Source organism: Azospirillaceae bacterium (genome assembly GCA_028283825.1).
GTDB lineage: Bacteria > Pseudomonadota > Alphaproteobacteria > Azospirillales > Azospirillaceae > Nitrospirillum.
The window spans coordinates 996,011-1,015,188 of record JAPWJW010000003.1; the positions used below are offsets into that span (position 1 = coordinate 996,011).

The following is a 19,178-nucleotide window of genomic DNA, read 5'->3' on the forward strand; positions in this document are numbered from 1 at the left end:
GGGAACAGATGAAGCGCACCGCTGCGGCCTTGGCCCTATTGCTGGCATCCACCACGCTGACCGCCATGGCGGCCCCGCCCCCGCCGGCCGGCAGCACCGCCGCCCCCCTGATCGAACGTGCCAAGTTCTTCGGCAACCCCAGCCGCGCGCAGGGGCGCCTCAGCCCCGACGGCAAGTGGCTGTCCTGGACGGCACCCCGCGACGGCGTGATGAACGTCTGGGTGGCGCCGGCATCCGACCCCACCAAGGCCAAGCCGGTGACGGCGGAAAAGGCCCGCCCCGTCCGCCAGTATTTCTGGTCACCCGACAGCCGGATGATCCTGTTCATCAACGACAAGGGCGGGGATGAGAATTTCCTGCTGTACGGCGTGGACGTGAAGACCGGTGCCCAGCGCACCCTGACCCCGTTCGAGAAAACCCGGGCCGAGGTGATCGGTATCAGCAAGCACGTGAAGAACCACATCCTGGTGGGCCTGAACAACCGCGACCCGAAATGGCACGACGTCTACAGCCTGGACCTGGCCAGCGGCACGCTGACCCTGGTCTACAAGAACGAGGGTGAGTACGCCGGCTTCACGTCGGATGAATCCCTGAAGCTGCGCCTGGCCACCAAGACCCGGTCCGACGGCGGATCCGACTTCTTCCGCATGACCGGCGACACGGTGGAGGCGACACCATTCAGCAGCATCGGCCTGGACGACAGCCTGACCACCGCCCCGCTGGGCTTCACCGCCGACGGCCGGACCCTGTACTGGCTGGACAGCCGCGGGCGCGACACGGCGGCCCTGGTGGGCCAGGACGTGGCCACCGGCGCCACCACCGTGGTGGGCCAGAACGCCAAGGCCGACGTGAGCGAGGCCCTGAGCGATCCCAAGACCGGCGTGGTGCAGGCCTATGCCGTCACTTACCTGCGCAGCGAATGGACGCCGCTGGACCCCGCCATCGGCGCCGACCTGGATTACCTGAAACAGCAGCTGAAGGGCGACATCCAGGTGACCAGTCGCACCGATGACGACGCCGCCTGGATGGTGGTGGTGGACCCGGTGACGGCACCGGCGGCGACATACCGCTATGACCGCAAGGCCCACAAGCTGACCCGGCTGTTCGTCAGCCGGCCGGAGCTGGAGGGGGCCGAACTGGCGGCCATGCACCCGCTGGAACTGAAGGCGCGCGACGGGCTGACCCTGGTCTCCTACCTCACCCTGCCGGCGGGGGCGGACAGCAAGGGCGACGGCCATCCCGACCAGCCCCTGCCCCTGGTGCTGTTCGTCCACGGCGGACCCTGGGCGCGCGACGACTACGGCTATCACAGCTATCACCAGTGGCTGGCCAACCGGGGTTACGCCGTGCTGTCGGTGAACTATCGCGGGTCCACCGGCTTCGGGAAGAACTTCATCACCGCCGGCAACCTGCAATGGGGCGCCAAGATGCATGACGACCTGATCGACGCCGTCGATTGGGCCATCAAGAGCGGCGTCACCACCAAGGACAAGGTCGCCATCATGGGCGGGTCCTACGGCGGCTACGCCACCCTGGCCGGCGTCACCTTCACCCCCGACGCCTTCGCCTGCGGCGTGGACATCGTCGGCCCCAGCAACCTGCAAACCCTGCTGAAGACCATCCCCGCCTATTGGGAGGCCGGGCGCCAGCAGTTCTACAAGCGCATGGGCGACCCCACGACCGCGGACGGAAACCAGTTGCTGCACGACCGCTCCCCCCTGTTCAAGGCCGGGGACATCAAGAAGCCGCTGCTGATCGGCCAGGGCGCCAACGACCCGCGCGTCAACAAGGCGGAATCCGACCAGATCGTCACGGCGATGAAGGAAAAGAACATCCCCGTCACCTACATCCTGTTCCCGGATGAGGGCCACGGTTTCGCCCGGCCAGAGAACAGCATCGCCTTCAACGCCGCCGCCGAACAGTTCCTGGGCGCCTGCCTGGGCGGCAAGGCGGAACCCTTCGGCACCGCGCTGAAAGGCTCCAGCATCACCGTGCCAGACGGCGCCCAGTTCACGCCGGGGCTGCAGGCGGCGCTGTCGGCAAGGTAGGGCCGGGCACGCTGCGGGACGCAACGCCGCGCACCTTGTGCAACAAACAGCCGCGCCATAGCCTGAGGGGGATTTCATCCACAGTGGGGGCGGCAATGAACAGCGGTAACGGTCGCGTTTGGGGGACGCGTGGATGCCTGGCCCTGGCCGTCACGGTCATGCTGGCGGCGGGTGGCGCCGCCGCCCAATCCGACGCCCCCAATACCGAGACCAACACCGTCACGGTGACCGGCAACCGCCTGCCGGCGGACAAGCTGGAGCGGGTGGCGGACGCCTTCGTGCGGACCAGCGGCGAAAGCTCCCCCAGCATCGACCAGCTCACCCGCTGGCGCGAGGCCATCTGCCCGGAAGCGATGAACGTGACGCCCGAGGTGGCCGGCTTCGTCACCAAGCGCATCCGGGCCGTGGCGCAGGCGGCACACGCGCCGACGGCGGAGGATGGCTGCAAACCCAACGTCCAGATCATCTTCACCGACAACCCGCAGGCCCTGGTGGACAAGATCGCCCAGAAGGATCCCGTCCTGCTGGGGCACCACTACGCCGCCCAGACCCAGGCCGTGTCCACGGTCAACTTCCCCATCCAGGCCTGGTACGTCACGGCAACCAGCAGCGGCCTGGTGACCCGCGTGGACGCCACCGAGCGGCTTCCCAACCGGGCGGACGCTTCCCCTTCCACCGATGAACCGGGGGCCCTGCATGGCATGCTGGGCAGCCGCCTGGGCGTGAAGCTGGAAAGCGTCTTTGACCACGTCCTGATCGTCGTGAACACCGACAGGATCGTGGGCGAGAAGTTCGGGACGGTGGCCGATTACCTGGCCATGCTGGCGTTGACACGCCCCGCCCTCACCGACCAATGCGCGCCCTTGTCCAGCATCCTGGACCTGTTCAAGGAAAACTGCGCCACGACGGACAAGGCCCGCGCCCTGAGCCCTGCGGACAAGGCCTACCTTGAGGGCCTGTACACCATGGACCCGCGCGCCCTGGGCACCTTTCAGCGCAGCAGCATCGTCGGGCATATCGTGGACAGCCTGGGCGCGCCCTGACACTTCACCAGCATCCTTTTTGGCGCCAGGAAGCGCCAGGAGCATGAGAGGCCCTTTACAATTCCATATTTGTCGAACTATCGTATCAATATGATCGACCTGCCGAATATCGACGCTGCCCGGTTCGACCTTCCCGACCTGGGCAAGCTAACCCCGCCACGGATGTCCGCCCATCCGCCGCGCATCCTGCTGCTCTACGGATCGCTGCGGGAGCGGTCCTACAGCCGCTTCCTGACGCAGGAGGCCGCCCGCCTGCTGGAACGGTTCGGGTGTGAGACGCGCATCTTCGACCCGACCGGCCTGCCGCTGCCCGACAGCGTGCCCCCCACCCACCCCAAGGTGGCCGAACTGCGTGACCTGTCCATCTGGTCCGAGGGCCAGGTGTGGTGCTCGCCCGAACGGCACGGCACCCTGACCGGCGTATTCAAGAGCCAGATCGACTGGCTACCGCTGGAGACGGGCAGCGTCCGCCCCACCCAGGGCCGCACCCTGGCGGTGATGCAGGTGTCTGGCGGCAGCCAGTCCTTCAACGCCGTGAACGCCCTGCGGGTGCTGGGCCGCTGGATGCGGATGATCACCATCCCCAACCAGTCGTCGGTGGCCAAGGCCTATGAGGAGTTCGACGAGGCCGGCCGCATGAAGCCGTCCGCCTATTACGACCGGGTGGTCGACGTGATGGAGGAACTGGTGAAGTTCACCCTGCTGACGCGCGACCGCGCCGACTATCTGGTCGACCGTTACAGCGAGCGCAAGGAGGCGGCGGCCAGGGAGCCGAAGCCGGATTTGGGTGCCGTGGCGATGAGCCATGAGAAGCCCGCCGTGGAGGGGTCGTGACCGCCATGGAACCGAAAGTCGCCGTCGGGGCCTTCGCCGCCTTGGCCCAGGAAACCCGCCTGGGTGTCTTTCGCCTGCTGGTGCAGGCGGGCCCCAACGGCCTGACCGCCGGCGAGGTCGCCGCCCGCGTGGGCGTGCCGGCCTCCACCCTGTCGCACCATCTGGGCATCCTGGAGCGGGCGGGCCTGCTGCGTTCCTGGCGGGTGCAGCGGCAGATCTTCTACGCCACCGATTATGAGGGTACCCGCCGCCTGCTGGCCTTCCTGATGGAGGATTGCTGCCAGGGCCTGCCCGAGTTGTGCGGCACCGGCATCACCGACGTGATCGCCTGCTGTCCTCCCCAGGCCACCGTCGACGCTTAGGCCCCCCCATGACCGGCACGACCATCTACCATAACCCCGCCTGCGGCACGTCGCGCAACGTCCTGGCCCTGCTGCGCCACGTCGGCGCCGATCCGCAGGTGATCGAGTACCTGAAGACCCCGCCCAGCCGCGACGTGCTGGCCGACCTGGTCCGGCGCGCAGGCTTGACGGTGCGCCAATTGCTGCGCCGCAAGGGCACGCCCTACGCGGAGCTTGGCCTGGACGATCCGAAGTGGACCGACGACGACCTGCTGGATTTCATGATGGTCCACCCCATCCTGATCAACCGGCCCATCGTGGTGACGCCGCGGGGTGTGACGCTGTGCCGGCCTTCGGACGTCGTCCTGGACCTGCTGCCTAACCTGCCGGACGCGGATTTCGACAAGGAGGAAGGGGCACCCTTCCTGGAGGATGAGCCGGTTCCAGCCGCCGATGCCGGCCTGGTGGCGGCGCTGACGGCCGCCGGCCTGCCGGTAGCGGACCTGGGCGACGGCGAGGGCCGTTTCTTCGCCTATCGCACCCTGGGCGGCACGCCGGCGGGCTATGGCGGCTATGTGCCGCTGGGGGCGGACATCCTGGTCCGTTCCGTGGTGGTGCCGGCGACGGCGCGGGGCAAAGGGGTGGGGCGCAACCTGGTGGCCCTGCTGCTGCGCCGCGCCTGGAAGGAAGGCCACCAGCGGGCCTGGCTGCTGACCAATTCGGCCAGCGGCTTCTTCGAGAAGGCCGGCTTCAAGCCCGCGCCCCGCGACCAGGCGCCGGCATCGGTCCTGGCGACGTCCCAGGCCCGGGGCCTATGCCCCTCGACCGCCACCCTGCTGTCGCGCACCATCACCATCTGAGGGCCACCCCCATGTCTCGCTTCGAACGCTACCTCAGCCTGTGGGTGGCGCTGTGCATCGCCGCCGGCATCGCCCTGGGCCACCTGCTGCCGGGCCTGTTCGGTGCCGTGGCGGCGGCCGAGGTGGCCAAGGTCAACCTGCCGGTGGCGGCGCTGATCTGGCTGATGATCGTCCCCATGCTGCTGAAGATCGACTTCGGCGCCCTGGCGCAGGTGAAGGAGCATTGGCGGGGCGTGGCCGTCACCCTGGCCGTCAACTGGGCGGTCAAGCCCTTCTCCATGGCGCTGCTGGGCAGCCTGTTCATCGGCACCCTGTTCGCCGACCTGCTGCCGGCGGGCCAGGGCCCGTCCTACATCGCCGGCCTCATCCTGCTGGCGGCGGCCCCCTGCACGGCCATGGTGTTCGTCTGGTCCAACCTCTGCGAGGGGGAGCCCCACTTCACCCTCAGCCAGGTGGCGTTGAACGACCTGATCATGGTGTTCGCCTACGCGCCCCTGGTGAGCCTGCTGCTGGGTGTCGCCTCCATCGCCGTGCCCTGGGGCACCCTGGCGCTATCGGTCGCCCTCTACATCGTCGTGCCGGTGGTGGTGGCGCAGGCCTGGCGCCACGCCTTGTTGGCAGATGGTGAGGCCCCTTTGCAACGCGTCCTGTCCCTCCTGCAGCCTCTGTCCCTGGTAGCCCTGCTGACCACCCTGGTCCTGCTGTTCGGCTTCCAGGGGCCACAGATCCTGGCCCAGCCCCTGGTGATCGCCCTGCTGGCGGTGCCCATCCTGATCCAGGTCTACCTGAACGCCGGCCTGGCCTACCTGCTGAGCCGCCAGTTCGGCGTGGCCTGGTGCGTGGCGGCACCGGCGGCCCTGATCGGCGCCAGCAACTTCTTTGAGCTGGCCGTGGCCGCCGCCATCAGCCTGTTCGGCCTGAACTCCGGCGCCGCCCTGGCCACGGTGGTGGGCGTGCTGGTGGAGGTGCCGGTGATGTTGTCGGTGGTGCGCCTGGTGAAGGCCAGCCGGCCTTGGTATGAGCAGCGCGGCCCCAGCAAATTGGCGCCTTGACACCGGCTTGCATGCAAAAGTGTTGGATTTCGGCAACACCGGCCGACACTCCGCAATTACACATAGTTTAATATTGCGAACCATTCTTACTATCACTATCAGGAGACCAGCAGCCCCATCCCATTGACGGAACACAAATGAAGAAGAGCGCCGTATCGGCCATCGCCCTGCTGACCGCGCTTTACGCGCAAGCGGGTCGCGCCCACGCCGAACCCGCCCCGGCCCCCGCCGACGCCACCGCCGTGGCGACCGAGGTGGACCAGCAGGAAAAATCCCTGGATGAGGTACTGGTGACCGGCAGCCGCGCGCCCTCCTTCAAGGCGGAGGTGGTGCAAGTCGGCGCCTTCCGGAACCAGTCGCTGCTGGACACGCCGCTGACGGTGGAGATCGTGCCGCGCGCCGTGCTGGACGCGCAGGGCGCCCAGGGGCTGGACGACGCGCTGCGCAACACGCCGGGCATCACCCAGCAGGCCACCAGCCCGCTGACCAGCAACAACTTCGTCTCGCGCGGCGTGCTGATGCAGGCCCGCACCAACTATCGCCTCAACGGCTCGCTGCCCATCATCAACCTGGGGCCCATCCCCATCGAGAACAAGCAGCGCGTGGAACTGCTGAAGGGCGTGTCGGCCCTGTACTACGGCCTCAGCACGCCGTCCGGCATCGTCAACGTGGTGACCAAGCGCGCCGGGCCGGACCCGGTGAATTCCTACTACGTCAACGGCGACGCCAACGGCAGTTTCGGCGGCGGTTTCGACGTGGGGCGGGAGTTCGGCGACAAGGACCAGTTCGGTGCCCGCCTGAACGGCTACGCCTCACGCGTCGGCACGCCGGTGGACGATGTCGACGGCCGCCGCTGGGTGATGGGCGGCGCCTTCGACTGGCGCGCGACCGAACGCCTGACCTTCAAGCTGGACACCGAATACTACCGGCGTGAGATGGATGAGCCGGGCGGCATCACCCTGCCCACCGCGGTCGCCGGCAAGATCACCCTGCCCGGCATCCCCGATCCGACGCAGCGCCTGGCGCCGCTGAATTCGCCCTACAACACCTGGGCCACCAACGTGGTGGGCCGCGCCGACTACGCCATCACCGACGACTGGTCGGCCCGCGCGGAATTCGGCGTCGCCTCCACCCGCCGCCAGCGCACCATTTCCAACCTGGGTTCGCTGAACCTGACGACGGGTGCCGGCACCCTGTCCGGCACCTACACGCCCGACCAGGAATACCGCAACCAGAACGTCCGCACGGAACTGGCCGGCAAGCTGGACACCGGCCCCATCACCCATGAACTGCTGTTCGGATTCAGCCGCAACCGGCAGACGCAGGAGGACCAGCACCAGCAGTCCTACACCGCCGTCAAACAGAACCTGTACGACCCCGTCGAGATCACCTACGACAGCCTGCACTTCACCACCACCCGCCTGCTGGCCGGCAGTGTCAACATCGACACCGGCGGCTATGTCATGGACATGATGCATCTGGGCGAGAAGTGGCTGCTGATCGCCGGCGGGCGGTACGTCGACTACGACACCAGTTCATCCACCAGCAACTACACCATCACCACCTTCACCCCCACCGCCGGCCTGGTCTACAAGCTGACGCCCACCGCCAGCCTGTACACCACCTACATCGAGGGACTGGAGAGTGCGGGCACCGCCCCCGACGGCACCACCAACGCCGGCAGCATCCTGGACCCTGTCGTCAGCAAGCAGGTGGAGGTGGGCGGCCGCATGGAGGTGGCGGGCGCCATGGTGTCGCTGGCCTGGTTCCACATCGAACGGGGCCTGGCCTACACCGACACCACCAACACCTACGTCGTGAATGGCACCGCCGTGCACCAGGGCGTGGAGGCGTCCATCCAGGGCGAGATCCTGCCCCAGGTGTCCTTGATGGTCAGCGGCCAGTACCTGGACGCCATCCAGCAGAACACCGGCACCGCCGCTCAGGACGGCAAGCGGGTGGAGAACACGCCGCGCTGGTCCGGTTCCGTCTTCGCGGAATACCGGCCGGACTTCCTGCCCGGCGTGGGCCTGAACGCCGGCGTCTATTACACCGGCGACCGCGAGGCCAACGCCCTGAACCAGGCCCTGCTGCCGGGCTATACCACCCTCAGCCTGGGCGCCAGCTACAAGACGGAGGTGGGCGGCAACGGCCTGACCCTGCGGGTCAACAGCGACAACGTCACCAACACCCGCTACTGGGCGACCGGCGGCCCCACCCTGTACGCCGGCATGCCGGCCACCGTGCGCTTCTCCGCCACGTTGGATTTGTAAACGCCCTCAAACGCCGGGCGCGGCCATCCGGCCGCTGGGCTTGTCCTCAGTTTCCAGTCCACTACGTTCCCCGGAAACTTCCGGCGGCCCCGTCGGGGCCTAAACGGCACGAGGTTCCATCTCGTGCCGTTGGATCGGAGCGCAACGGAAACGTCATTTGAGGTGGGCGCCGCGCATGAAACGACATGCCGCGCCGGGCAGACCCGCAATAAGCGGATGGCGATGGCGCGGCCGGCGCTTGACAGTCCCGGCCGCAGCCGCTCTTATCCCCCGCATCATGTTCGACACCGCGACCGCCACCCTTCTGCGACTTCTTGGCCCGGCCTCCTGAGAGGACCGGGACCTTCGTCGTACGCCTGCGCTGTCTGCGGAATTTGCCAAATGTCGTTCATCTGTCCGTCTGCCCACCGTGGCGGGCGCGCCTTTCCTGAAAATCGCCACACCCAGCGTCCGGTCGCTTCCCTGCGACTTATCGGCAGTCGTCGGGCCTGACGGCTACCCGGCGGCTGCACCCCTGGCCGTATTCACCATCCCAAACCTGATGAATACCTTTCCAGCGGAGACGCTTTGATCATGACCATGCTGCGCGATCCCTCCACCAAGTACCGCCCCTTCGCCCACGCCGACCTGCCCGACCGCACCTGGCCGTCGCGCGCCATCACCAAGGCGCCGCGCTGGCTGTCCACCGACTTGCGCGACGGCAACCAGGCGCTGATCGACCCGATGGACGCGGAGAAGAAGCAGCGCTTCTTCGACATGCTGGTGAAGATCGGCCTGAAGGAGATCGAGGTCGGTTTCCCCTCCGCCTCGCAGACCGAATTCGACTTCGTGCGCCAGTTGCTGGACGGCGGCCGCGTGCCCGACGACGTCACCATCCAGGTGCTGACCCAGGCCCGGCGCGACCTGATCGAACGCACGTTCGAGAGCCTGCGCGGCGCACCCCGCGCCATCGTGCACATGTACAACGCCATCTCCCCCGCCTGGCGCCGCATCGTGTTCGGCATGGACCGGGCCGGCATCAAGGACATCGCCGTCAAGGGCGTCACCATCCTGCGCGAACAGGCGGAGAAGTATCCCGAGACCGATTGGGTCTTTGAATACTCGCCCGAAACTTTCAGCACCGCCGAACCCGACTTCGCGGTGGAGGTGTGCGAGGCGGTGCTGGACGTGCTGCGGCCCACGCCCGACAAGCCCGTCATCCTGAACCTGCCCGCCACGGTGGAGGCCGCCGGCCCCCACATCTACGCCGACCAGATCGAACACTTCTGCCGCCAGATCAGCCGCCGCGACAGCGTCATCGTCAGCGTCCATCCCCATAACGACCGCGGCACCGGTGTCGCCGCCGCCGAACTGGCGGTGCAGGCGGGTGCGGACCGGGTGGAAGGCTGCCTGTTCGGCAATGGCGAGCGCACGGGCAACGTCGACCTGGTGACCCTGGCGCTGAACCTGTACACCCAGGGCGTCAACCCGGAACTGGACTTCTCCGACATCCAGTCCGTGGTCCAGACCGTCCAGTACTGCAACCAGATCCCGGTGCACCCCCGCCACCCTTATGCCGGTGAGCTGGTGTTCACCGCCTTCTCCGGTTCCCACCAGGACGCCATCAAGAAGGGCTTCGCCGCCCAGGCCGGGCGCAACGAGGAGATCTGGGACGTTCCCTATCTGCCCATCGACCCAAGCGACCTGGGCTGCGGTTATGAGGCGGTGATTCGCGTCAACAGCCAGTCGGGCAAGGGCGGCATCGCCTGGGTCATGGAACAGGACAAGGGCCTGAAGCTGCCCCGTGCCATGCAGATCGACTTCAGCCGCGTGGTCCAGGGCTACGCCGACGAATCCAGCCGCGAGATGACGGCGGCCGACATCTGGACCATCTTCCAGGACACCTACTGCCTGTCCGGCCTGCAACGGTTCGAGCTGATTGACTATCAGGAAACCGGTGCCGCCGGCAGCCGCGACCGCGTGTTCGTGGGCCGCATGAGCGTGGGGCGTGAGGAACGCAGCATCAGCGGCCGGGGCAACGGCCTGCTGTCCAGCGTGCTGGCCGCCCTGAAGGCCGACTGCGGCGTGGAACTGGACATCGTCGATTACCAGGAACACGCCATCGGCCACGGCGGCGACGCCCGCGCCGCGGCTTACGTCGAATGCCGCACCACCGACGGCCGCAAGGTCTTCGGCGTGGGCATCGACACCGACGTGGCCACCGCCTCGGTCCGCGCGGTGCTGAGTGCGGCCAACGGCGCCGGCTGAACCGACACCAGCGGCACGAGATTCAGACCTCGTGCCGCTGTAGGCCCCGACGGGGGCCGCCGGAAGTTTCCGGGAAACGCAGTGGACTGGAAACTGAGGAAGCCCCAAGCCCGCGGATGCGGGCGCCCGGCGACTGAGGGGCGATCCTTGATCGGTCATGATCAAAGATCGCACGCATAAAGGGCGGTACAAACGGCCAGGACGCCGCCGGCGCGCACCCCATGGGTTGTGTCCGGCAGCACCCTTCACACCATCAAAAGCGCCATAAGTCTTAACGTCCCAAGGCCGCCCCGCCATCGCCGGGCGGCCTTTTGTTCACTCGCTATTTACATGGCATTTTATTGGTTTTACTTTTTAAAAACGTTCCAAATTCTGCCGTTCATTTCCAGTTTAAGGGGTACCCCCTTAGGGTCATATATCCTATCGCAGTAATTTCGCGATCGAGGACTATATCCCGACGGATAAAGTCTATGCCGGAGCCACCGGGGGACCGGGCCGAAGGCTTGGTTAAAGCTTTAGTAGCAAGCATGGCGCGGGCACGCCCTAGAATAGACGACCTACGACGGCCTGCCGAACCGCAGAGGGGAAAGCCGCTACGACGGTAGGCTTCTGGGAATTTATCCTTTGTGATCAGCGCTATCACCCCATTCGACGCGCCAAACCTCCGGTTGCTCATGTTGCGCCGCACCCGAATAACCGGGATCAGGCTCAACCGGTTGAACGTGGCCCTATAGTTCCCTATCAACGATTTCGATTTGCGCAGTTGATAGCCCAACGTCAGCTAAATTACTGACACTATCCTTTCGCGCACAAAGATAACGCTCAAATACTGGCAAATCGGAGCGATTGTATACTATCGCATGAGGATTGACGCTTAACCCTTCTTTAATATACATATCAACAGGATGCGACATCGAATCAAATGGTGAAAACCATGAGCAGAACCGCATCGGGTATCCTGAATATTAACGGCGTTAAGATCCCTCATAACGTCTACATCATGATTTCGAGCATCACGATTAACATCGTCTCCCTGGCGATGCCCATCGCCTTGCTTCAGGTCTACGACCGGATTCTGCCCAACCACACCATCGACACAATGTTTCTGTTGGCAGGTGGCATCGTTACCGCCCTGCTGATGGAATTTTTCCTGCGCGTGGCGCGCCAACGGATTTTCAGCATCCGCAGCGCGCAATTCGAGATTTCGGAAAGCCGCCGGGCCATCTTCCATCTGCTGGACAGCGACATCCAAGCCTTCCAGTCGCAGACGTCCGGCGCGCACATGGAACGGCTGAATTCCATCGCCTCGCTGCGCGACTTCGCGTCCGGGCAGATCATGGTCAGCCTGTACGACATCCCCTTCATCGTCATCTATCTCAGCATCATCTTTTACATCGGCGGCATCCTGACCATCGTCCCGCTGGTCAGCGTCATAGCCATCGTGCTGCTGGCCCTGCCGGCCATCCGCATGGCGCGCACCTCGCTGCTGCGCGTCGCGGAGTCGGAGGACAAGCGTCTCAGCTTCATCATCAGCCTGTTGAGCGGCATCCAGTCGGTCAAGGCCATGGCGCTGGAGAACCCGCTGCTGCGCCGGTACGAAAAGCTGCAGGAACACCGCCTGGGCGAACACCGCACCGCCGAGCTGTCGGCCCAGCACCTGGGTGAGATCGGCCAGTGCGTGGTGCAGGTCTCCGGCCTGCTGACCGTGGGCTTCGGCAGCCTGATGGTGCTGCACGGCCACCTCAGCGTCGGCGGCCTGTCGGCCTGCGTGCTGCTGTGCGGCCGGGCCCTGTCGCCCATGCAGAACATCCTGCAGCTGTGGTCGCGCCTGCAGCAGGCCGCCATCGCGCGGGAACAGATGGACGCGCTGTACGCCATGCCGCGCGAGCGCCGCGCCATGGGCACGCTGGACGCCAACGACACCCAGCCGCGCCTGATCCTGAGCGACGTGTCCTTCGGCTTCAAGCCGGGCCAGGAAATCCTGAACGGCATCAACCTGGAAATGACCAAGGGCGAGATCATCGCCCTGGTCGGCCCCAACGGCAGCGGCAAGACCGCCCTGCTGTCCATCATGGGCGGTTTCTACCAGCCCGGCCGCGGCCGCATCACCCTGGACGGCGTCGACCTCGACCAGTACGACCCGACTTCGGTGCGCGAGGCCATCGCCTTCCTGCCCCAGAACGAGATCCTGTTCCGCGGCACCATCACCGAGAACATCACCCTGTTCCGCCCGGAATATGACGAGCTGGCGCTGGTGGCCGCCGAGCGGGCCGGCATCTCCGACCTGATCCACGCCCTGCCCCACGGCTTCGCCACCTTCGTCGGCGACGGCGCCACCGAACCGCTGCCCCGCGGCCTGGCCCAGCGCATCGCCGTGGCCCGCGCCCTTGTCCACCGCCCCCGCATCATCCTGTTCGACGACGCCAATTCCGCCGTCGATGACGAGGGCGACCGCCACCTGTTCGGGCTGATGAACGAGCTGCGCAGCGAATGCGGGCTGGTCCTGGTCAGCCATCGCCCGGCCGTCCTGAAGCTGGCGGACCGGATTTACCGCCTGGCCGACGGCCAACTGGATCGCACCCTGGAGTTCGCATTATGACGCTGCTTCTCGACCGCGATGCCGCCCGCGGGGACCTGACGACGCGTCCCGCCGCCCTGCCGGTTCCGGCCACCACGGTGGGCGTCAACTGGATCGACTTCCTGGATCCGCTGGCGCAGCTGCTGAACCGCCACGGCTGGTCCGGCTCCCGCCGCCAGATCCTGGAGGCGCTGCCGTCGGAGCCGCGGGCCAATCCCATGGCCGACCTGCGCGACATCCTGGGCCGCCTGGGTTACGTCAGCACCCTGCACCAGGCCGACGGCTTTTCGCTGGACGACCTGCGCCGCATCGCCGGCCCGGCCGAGAGCACCATCGGCGTCATGCTGCACATCCCCCTGGGCGCACCGCCGACCCTGGTGGAGGTGATGGAGAACCGCTTCGTCGTGACCCGGCCGCTGGCCGAGGGCGCGCCGGCCACGGCGGGCGAGGACGCCGCCCTGCCCGCCGGCACGCTGGTGGTGGTGCGCCCCGGCACCCTTCCCAGCAGCGGGACGGAGAAACAGGGCTGGCTGCGCAGCCGCATCAATGAAAGCGGGCCGCTGATCCTGGCGTCCATGGGCCTGACCCTGCTGGCCAACATCCTGGCGCTGGCCAATCCGCTGTTCGTGATGAACGTCTACGACAAGGTCATCTCCGCCAACACGCCCTGGCTGCTGGTGCCGCTGGGCATCGGCGCCATCAGCGCCTCGCTGTTCGAACTGGTCACCCGCCGCCTGCGCAGCCACACCATGGCCCATGGCGGCGCCCGCCTGGCCTATGTGGTGGGCAACGCCGTGTTCGGCCGCCTGCTGAGCCTGCCCAGCGCCCTGACGGAACGCGTCAGCATCGCCGCCCAGGTGGCGCGCGTGCGCGACATCGACCGGGTGCGCGACCTGCTGACCGGCCCGCTGGCGCAGGCAACGCTGGACCTGCCGTTCATGTTCCTGTTCATCGCTGCCATCTTCGTGCTGGGCGGCTGGCTGGGCCTGGTGCCGGTGTTCGCCGTGTTCGTCTACGGCCTGCTGGCCTTCGTCGCCAACGCCGTCACCCGCTACCGCGTGTCCCAGGCGGCCATCGCCAACGCGCGGCGCCAGGAACTGACCCTGGAAATCATCGAGCGCATGCGCTCCATCCGCACCCTGGGCCTGGTGGACATCTGGCGCGACCGCTACGACACCGTGGCCCGCAACGCGGCGGAGGCCAACCTGCGCTACGGCCAGGCGGCCGCCACCGTCAGCACCATCAGCCAGACGCTGGGCACGCTGACGGCGCTGGCCACCCTGATGTTCGGCGTGCACCGCGTCCTGGCCGGCGACCTCACCACCGGCGGCCTGATCGCCTCCATGATGCTGGTGTGGCGCATGCTGGGCCCCCTGCAGGCCGCCTTCATGGCCAGCGCCCGCGTGGGCCAGATCCGCTCCTCCATCCGGCAGATCGAAACCCTGATGGCGACGCCGCCGGAACGGTCGGAGACGATGCGGCCGGACCGCGTCGCCGAAATCCAGGGCCGCGTCTCCTTCACCCGCGTCACCTTCCGCTACCACCGGGAGCCCGAGCCCATCCTGGCCAACATCGGGTTCGAGGTGGCGCCGCGCGAGGTAGTGGCCATCGTCGGCCGCTGCGGCGGCGGCAAGTCCACCGTGCTGAAGCTGATGAGCGGCCTGTACACCGCCCAGGGCGGATCCGTCCGCATCGACGGCCGCGACATCCGCCAGTTCGACCCCATCCAGCTGCGCCGTTCCATCGCCTACGTGACGCAGGTGCCGCAGTTCTTCCAGGGCTCGCTGGCCGACAATCTGCGCCTGGCGGCCCCGCTGGCGACCGACGCCGAACTGATCGACGCGCTGGACCAGGCGGGCGCCTTGGACACGGTGCGCAGCCTGAAGGATGGGCTGGACACCCGGTTCGACACCCATTCCGCCCCGCTGCCCACCGGCGTGCTGGCCCGCCTGTCGCTGGCCCGCGCCTACCTGCGCAACACCCCGCTGGTCCTGCTGGATGAGCCCATCAGCGGTTTCGACTTCGAGGGCGAGTTCGCCTTCATGTCGGCCATCGAGATGCTGCGCCAGCGCTCCACCGTCTTCTTCGCCACCCATCGCCGAGGCCACCTCGGCATCGCCGACAAGGTCCTGATCCTGGAGAACGGCACCACCCGCTACTTCGGGACTGCCGAAAAGGTTCGCGACCGTATTCCGAGAGGCATGATCTGATGCGCACCTTCGCCCTGCCGTCATGGTTCCATCTGCCGGATTTCGCCTCCGACGAACTGGTCACCGATCCCGGCATCTCCCCCCTCACCCGCAGCACCATCATGGTGGCGGGAATTTGTGTCGCCGCCTTCATCGGCTGGGCGGTACTGACGCCTGTGCATGAGGTGGCGACCGCCTTTGGCGAGGTCGTCCCCGCCCGCGCCGTGCAGGCGGCCCAATCCCTGGAAGGCGGCATCGTCGCCGAGGTGATGGTGCGCCAGGGCCAGCTGGTGGAGGCCGGCCAGCCGCTGGTGCGCTTCGAAGGCGGCACCACCACGGCCAGCCGCGACCAGTACACCGCGCGGCGCCTCGCCCTGCAGGCACAGATGGAACGGCTGGCCGCCTTCGCGCAAGGCCGCCCGGCGAACTTCACCCCCTTTGCCAGCCAGCCCGACGTCGTGCAGAACAACCGCCAGCTGCTGGCCGCCCAGATCGAGGCCAGGAACAACCAGCGCGCCGTGCTGGTGGACCAGGGCCGGCAGATGGCGTCGCAGCTGACCGCCGCGAAGGCGCAGTTGGTCTCGGTCATGACCGACCTGAACATCGCCCAGAGCAAGGTGAACCTGCGCCAGGACCTGGTGGAAAAGGGCCTGAATTCCAAGCTGAACCTGCTGGAAGCCCAGCGCGACATGGCGGCGTCCCTGTCGGAAAAGGCCCGGCTGGAAGGCGTCATCGGCGCCACCCAGGGCACCTTGGCCGAGAACAAGTCCCGCCTGAACGAACTGGACGGCCGCCTGAAGCAGGAGGCCATGGACAAGATGGAAACCACGGGCGCCCAATTGGCGGAGCTGGACAAGCTGATCAACGGCCAGGATGACCGGGTGGACCGCCTGGTCATCTCCGCCCCGATGCGCAGCATCGTCCTGGAATTGCCGGTGAAGACCATCGGCGGCGTCATCTCCCCCGGCGGCATCGTCGCCCGCCTGGTGCCGGTGGACGACGAACTGCTGGCCGAGGTGCGCGTTTCCACCCGCGACATCGGCTTCGTCAAGGCGGGCCAGCCGGTGAAGGTGAAGGTGCAGGCCTTCGACTACGCCCGCTACGGCCGCATTGACGGCGTCCTGGAATCGGTCTCGCCCACCACCTTCATGGATGAGCAGAAGAACCCCTACTACCAGGCACGGGTGAAGCTGGCGACCAACTACGTCGGGCTGCAGAAGGAACGCTATCAGCTGCTGCCCGGCATGACGCTTCAGGCCGACATCACGACGGGCGAGAAGACGGTATTCCAGTACCTCTTGAAGCCCATCTACACCACGGTGGACAGCGCCTTCCACGAACGTTGAGGTGCCGGCGGGCACCGCAGGGGATCCGCCCCGCGGGCGCCCGCCTTTCGATCCAGTAACGACATGCCCGCAAGCGGCTGCTACCGGCACCCGCTTCCATTCGGCCCTCTTTTTGTGACGGAAACACGCCATGGCTCAGCAGAGCGATAAGTCGTCCTCGACCGGTAAGACCCAGGCCATCCGCGACCAGGCCACGACGCAGACGAGCCGTCCGCTGAAGGCGCTGGAGCGGCCGGGCGCCGACACGGCCGCGGACCCGCGCTCTGGCAGCGGCTATCTCGGCACGGTGCACAACGGCAGCCAGCTGGAAAACGGCGGCGTCGCGGCGCAGACCGGAGTGCCGACGGGCACCGCCAGCCAGGCCTCCACCAGCACCACCGATCTCGCCAGTTCACCCCTGGCGCCGAATGAGAACACCACCAACCTGACGTCCAGCGGCAACAGCTCCTCGGGCGGTTCCTCCCTGGCCTCGGGTGGCGGCGACGGCGGGGCCACCACCGCGGATAGCGGTGGCACCCCCACCTCCCCCGCCCTGGGGTCGTCCTCCCCCACCGTCCCCCAGGCGCACGCCACCGCCCCCAGCGGGCCGGTGAACCTGGCCAGCGCCGGCACCCCGGCCGCCCCGGCCGCCGCCGCCCCCGGCACCACAAACGCCGCCAATGCGGAAACGGCCGCCACGCCGGCCACGACCAGTACCGACACCGGCACGACCAATACGGGCACCACGAATACCGGCACGGGAACCACCACCGGCACCCAGGCCGGCGGCACCGATACCGGCACCTCCACCGGTACGGAAACCGGCGGGACCACCACGGGGTCCGGCACCACCGACCCCACCACCGGAACCGGTTCCGGCGGAACACAGGCTGGCGGCACTGACACCGGGACCAATACAGGTACCGATACAGGCACAGGGACCGGAACGGGCTCGGGCACTGATACCGGTTCGGGCACGGGCACCGGTACGACCGATCCCACCACCGGAACGGGCTCGGGCGGAACACAGGCTGGCGGCACCGATACCGGAACCCACACGGGGACCGACACCGGCACAGGGACCGGAACGGGCTCAGGCACTGATACCGGCTCGGGGACGGGCACCGGCACGACTGATCCCACCGGCGGCACAGGCTCCGGCGGTGTCGAGGCTGGTGGCGGCACGGGTGGTGGCACCGGAACCACCGACCCCACGGGCGGCACCGGCACGGGCACCGAGACCGGCGGCGGCGGCACCCAATCCGGGCACGGGCACCGGCACGACTGATCCCACCGGCGGCACAGGCTCCGGCGGCGTCGAGGCCGGCGGCGGCACCGGTGGCGGCACAGGCACCACCGACCCCACGGGCGGCACGGGCACCGGCACGACCGATCCCACCGGCGGCACAGGCTCCGGCGGCGTCGAGGCCGGCGGCGGCACGGGTGGTGGCACAGGCACCACCGATCCCACGGGCGGCACCGGCACGGGCACCGAAACAGGCGGCGGCACGACCAATCCGGGCACAGGAACCGGCACGACTGACCCCACTGGTGGCACAGGCTCCGGCGGTGTCGAGGCTGGTGGCGGCACGGGTGGCGGCAGCGGCACCACCGATCCCACGGGCGGCACCGGAACGGGCACCGAAACAGGTGGCGGCACGACCAATCCGGGCACCGGAACCGGCACGACTGACCCCTCCGGCGGCACAGGCTCCGGCGGCGTTGAGGCTGGCGGTGGCACAGGCGGCGGCACCGGCACCACCGATCCCACGGGCGGCACCGGCACGGGCACCGAAACAGGCGGCGGCACGACCAATACGGGCACCGGAACCGGCACGACTGACCCCACTGGCGGCACAGGCTCTGGCGGTGTCGAGGCTGGCGGCGGCACCGGTGGCGGCACCGGCACCACCGACCCCACGGGCGGCACCGGCACGGGCACCGAAACCGGCGGTGGCGGCACCAATCCGGGCACGGGCACCGGCACGACCGATCCCACCGGCGGCACGGGCTCCGGCGGCGTCGAGGCCGGCGGCGGCACGGGCGGCGGTACCGGAACCACCGACCCCACCGGCGGCACCGGCACGGGCACCGAAACAGGCGGCGGCGGCACCAATCCGGGCACGGGCACCGGCACGACCGATCCCACCGGCGGCACGGGCTCCGGCGGCGTCGAGGCCGGCGGCGGCACGGGCGGCGGTACCGGAACCACCGACCCCACGGGCAGCACCGGAACGGGCACCGAGACCGGCGGCGGCCGGCACCAATCCGGGCACGGGCACCGGCACGACTGATCCCACTGGCGGCACGGGCTCCGGCGGCGTCGAGGCCGGCGGTGGCACGGGCGGCGGTACCGGAACCACCGACCCCACGGGCGGCACCGGAACG

General features: G+C 67.9%; 13 protein-coding genes and 1 pseudogene. All 14 read left to right on the top strand.

What is annotated here, in order from left to right; all coding sequences use genetic code 11:
- Positions 1 to 8 precede the first annotated feature (8 nt).
- On the top strand, positions 9 to 2,048 hold the full coding sequence (locus PW843_16560) for a S9 family peptidase (protein MDE1148212.1): 2,040 nt from the start codon (positions 9 to 11) through the stop codon (positions 2,046 to 2,048).
- A gap of 95 nt (positions 2,049 to 2,143) precedes the next feature.
- Positions 2,144 to 3,091 (top strand): hypothetical protein, encoded by a 948-nt coding sequence (locus tag PW843_16565; protein ID MDE1148213.1) that lies wholly within the window; start codon positions 2,144 to 2,146, stop codon positions 3,089 to 3,091.
- A 90-nt stretch (positions 3,092 to 3,181) separates the two neighbouring features.
- Positions 3,182 to 3,925 (top strand): arsenical resistance protein ArsH, encoded by a 744-nt coding sequence (arsH, locus tag PW843_16570; GenBank protein ID MDE1148214.1) that lies wholly within the window; start codon positions 3,182 to 3,184, stop codon positions 3,923 to 3,925.
- A 5-nt stretch (positions 3,926 to 3,930) separates the two neighbouring features.
- Positions 3,931 to 4,287, top strand: coding sequence for a metalloregulator ArsR/SmtB family transcription factor (locus PW843_16575; protein MDE1148215.1), 357 nt, complete (start codon positions 3,931 to 3,933; stop codon positions 4,285 to 4,287).
- A gap of 8 nt (positions 4,288 to 4,295) precedes the next feature.
- Positions 4,296 to 4,703, top strand: a pseudogene (gene arsC, locus PW843_16580) (arsenate reductase (glutaredoxin)).
- Between the two features lie 138 nt (positions 4,704 to 4,841).
- Complete coding sequence (locus tag PW843_16585; GenBank protein ID MDE1148216.1) at positions 4,842 to 5,126, top strand: GNAT family N-acetyltransferase; 285 nt, start codon at positions 4,842 to 4,844, stop codon at positions 5,124 to 5,126.
- Positions 5,127 to 5,137: 11 nt separating this feature from the next.
- The gene (gene arsB / locus PW843_16590) at positions 5,138 to 6,178 is read left to right on the top strand and encodes an ACR3 family arsenite efflux transporter (GenBank protein ID MDE1148217.1); all 1,041 of its coding nucleotides are present in this window, start codon (positions 5,138 to 5,140) and stop codon (positions 6,176 to 6,178) included.
- A 137-nt stretch (positions 6,179 to 6,315) separates the two neighbouring features.
- On the top strand, positions 6,316 to 8,451 hold the full coding sequence (locus tag PW843_16595) for a TonB-dependent receptor (GenBank protein ID MDE1148218.1): 2,136 nt from the start codon (positions 6,316 to 6,318) through the stop codon (positions 8,449 to 8,451).
- A gap of 579 nt (positions 8,452 to 9,030) precedes the next feature.
- Positions 9,031 to 10,698: a 2-isopropylmalate synthase gene (gene leuA / locus PW843_16600; protein MDE1148219.1), complete on the top strand. Its 1,668-nt coding sequence runs from the start codon at positions 9,031 to 9,033 to the stop codon at positions 10,696 to 10,698.
- 1,000 nt (positions 10,699 to 11,698) lie between these two features.
- The gene (locus PW843_16605) at positions 11,699 to 13,297 is read left to right on the top strand and encodes an ATP-binding cassette domain-containing protein (protein ID MDE1148220.1); all 1,599 of its coding nucleotides are present in this window, start codon (positions 11,699 to 11,701) and stop codon (positions 13,295 to 13,297) included.
- The gene (locus tag PW843_16610) at positions 13,294 to 15,486 is read left to right on the top strand and encodes a peptidase domain-containing ABC transporter (GenBank protein ID MDE1148221.1); all 2,193 of its coding nucleotides are present in this window, start codon (positions 13,294 to 13,296) and stop codon (positions 15,484 to 15,486) included. Before PW843_16605 ends, PW843_16610 begins: the two co-directional genes overlap by 4 nt.
- Complete coding sequence (locus PW843_16615; protein MDE1148222.1) at positions 15,486 to 16,811, top strand: HlyD family type I secretion periplasmic adaptor subunit; 1,326 nt, start codon at positions 15,486 to 15,488, stop codon at positions 16,809 to 16,811. The genes PW843_16610 and PW843_16615 overlap by 1 nt, the downstream gene beginning before the upstream one ends.
- Positions 16,812 to 16,941: 130 nt before the next feature.
- Positions 16,942 to 18,078 (top strand): hypothetical protein, encoded by a 1,137-nt coding sequence (locus tag PW843_16620; GenBank protein MDE1148223.1) that lies wholly within the window; start codon positions 16,942 to 16,944, stop codon positions 18,076 to 18,078.
- Positions 17,981 to 19,084, top strand: coding sequence for a hypothetical protein (locus PW843_16625; protein ID MDE1148224.1), 1,104 nt, complete (start codon positions 17,981 to 17,983; stop codon positions 19,082 to 19,084). The genes PW843_16620 and PW843_16625 overlap by 98 nt, the downstream gene beginning before the upstream one ends.
- The last annotated feature ends 94 nt before the right edge of the window (positions 19,085 to 19,178 follow it).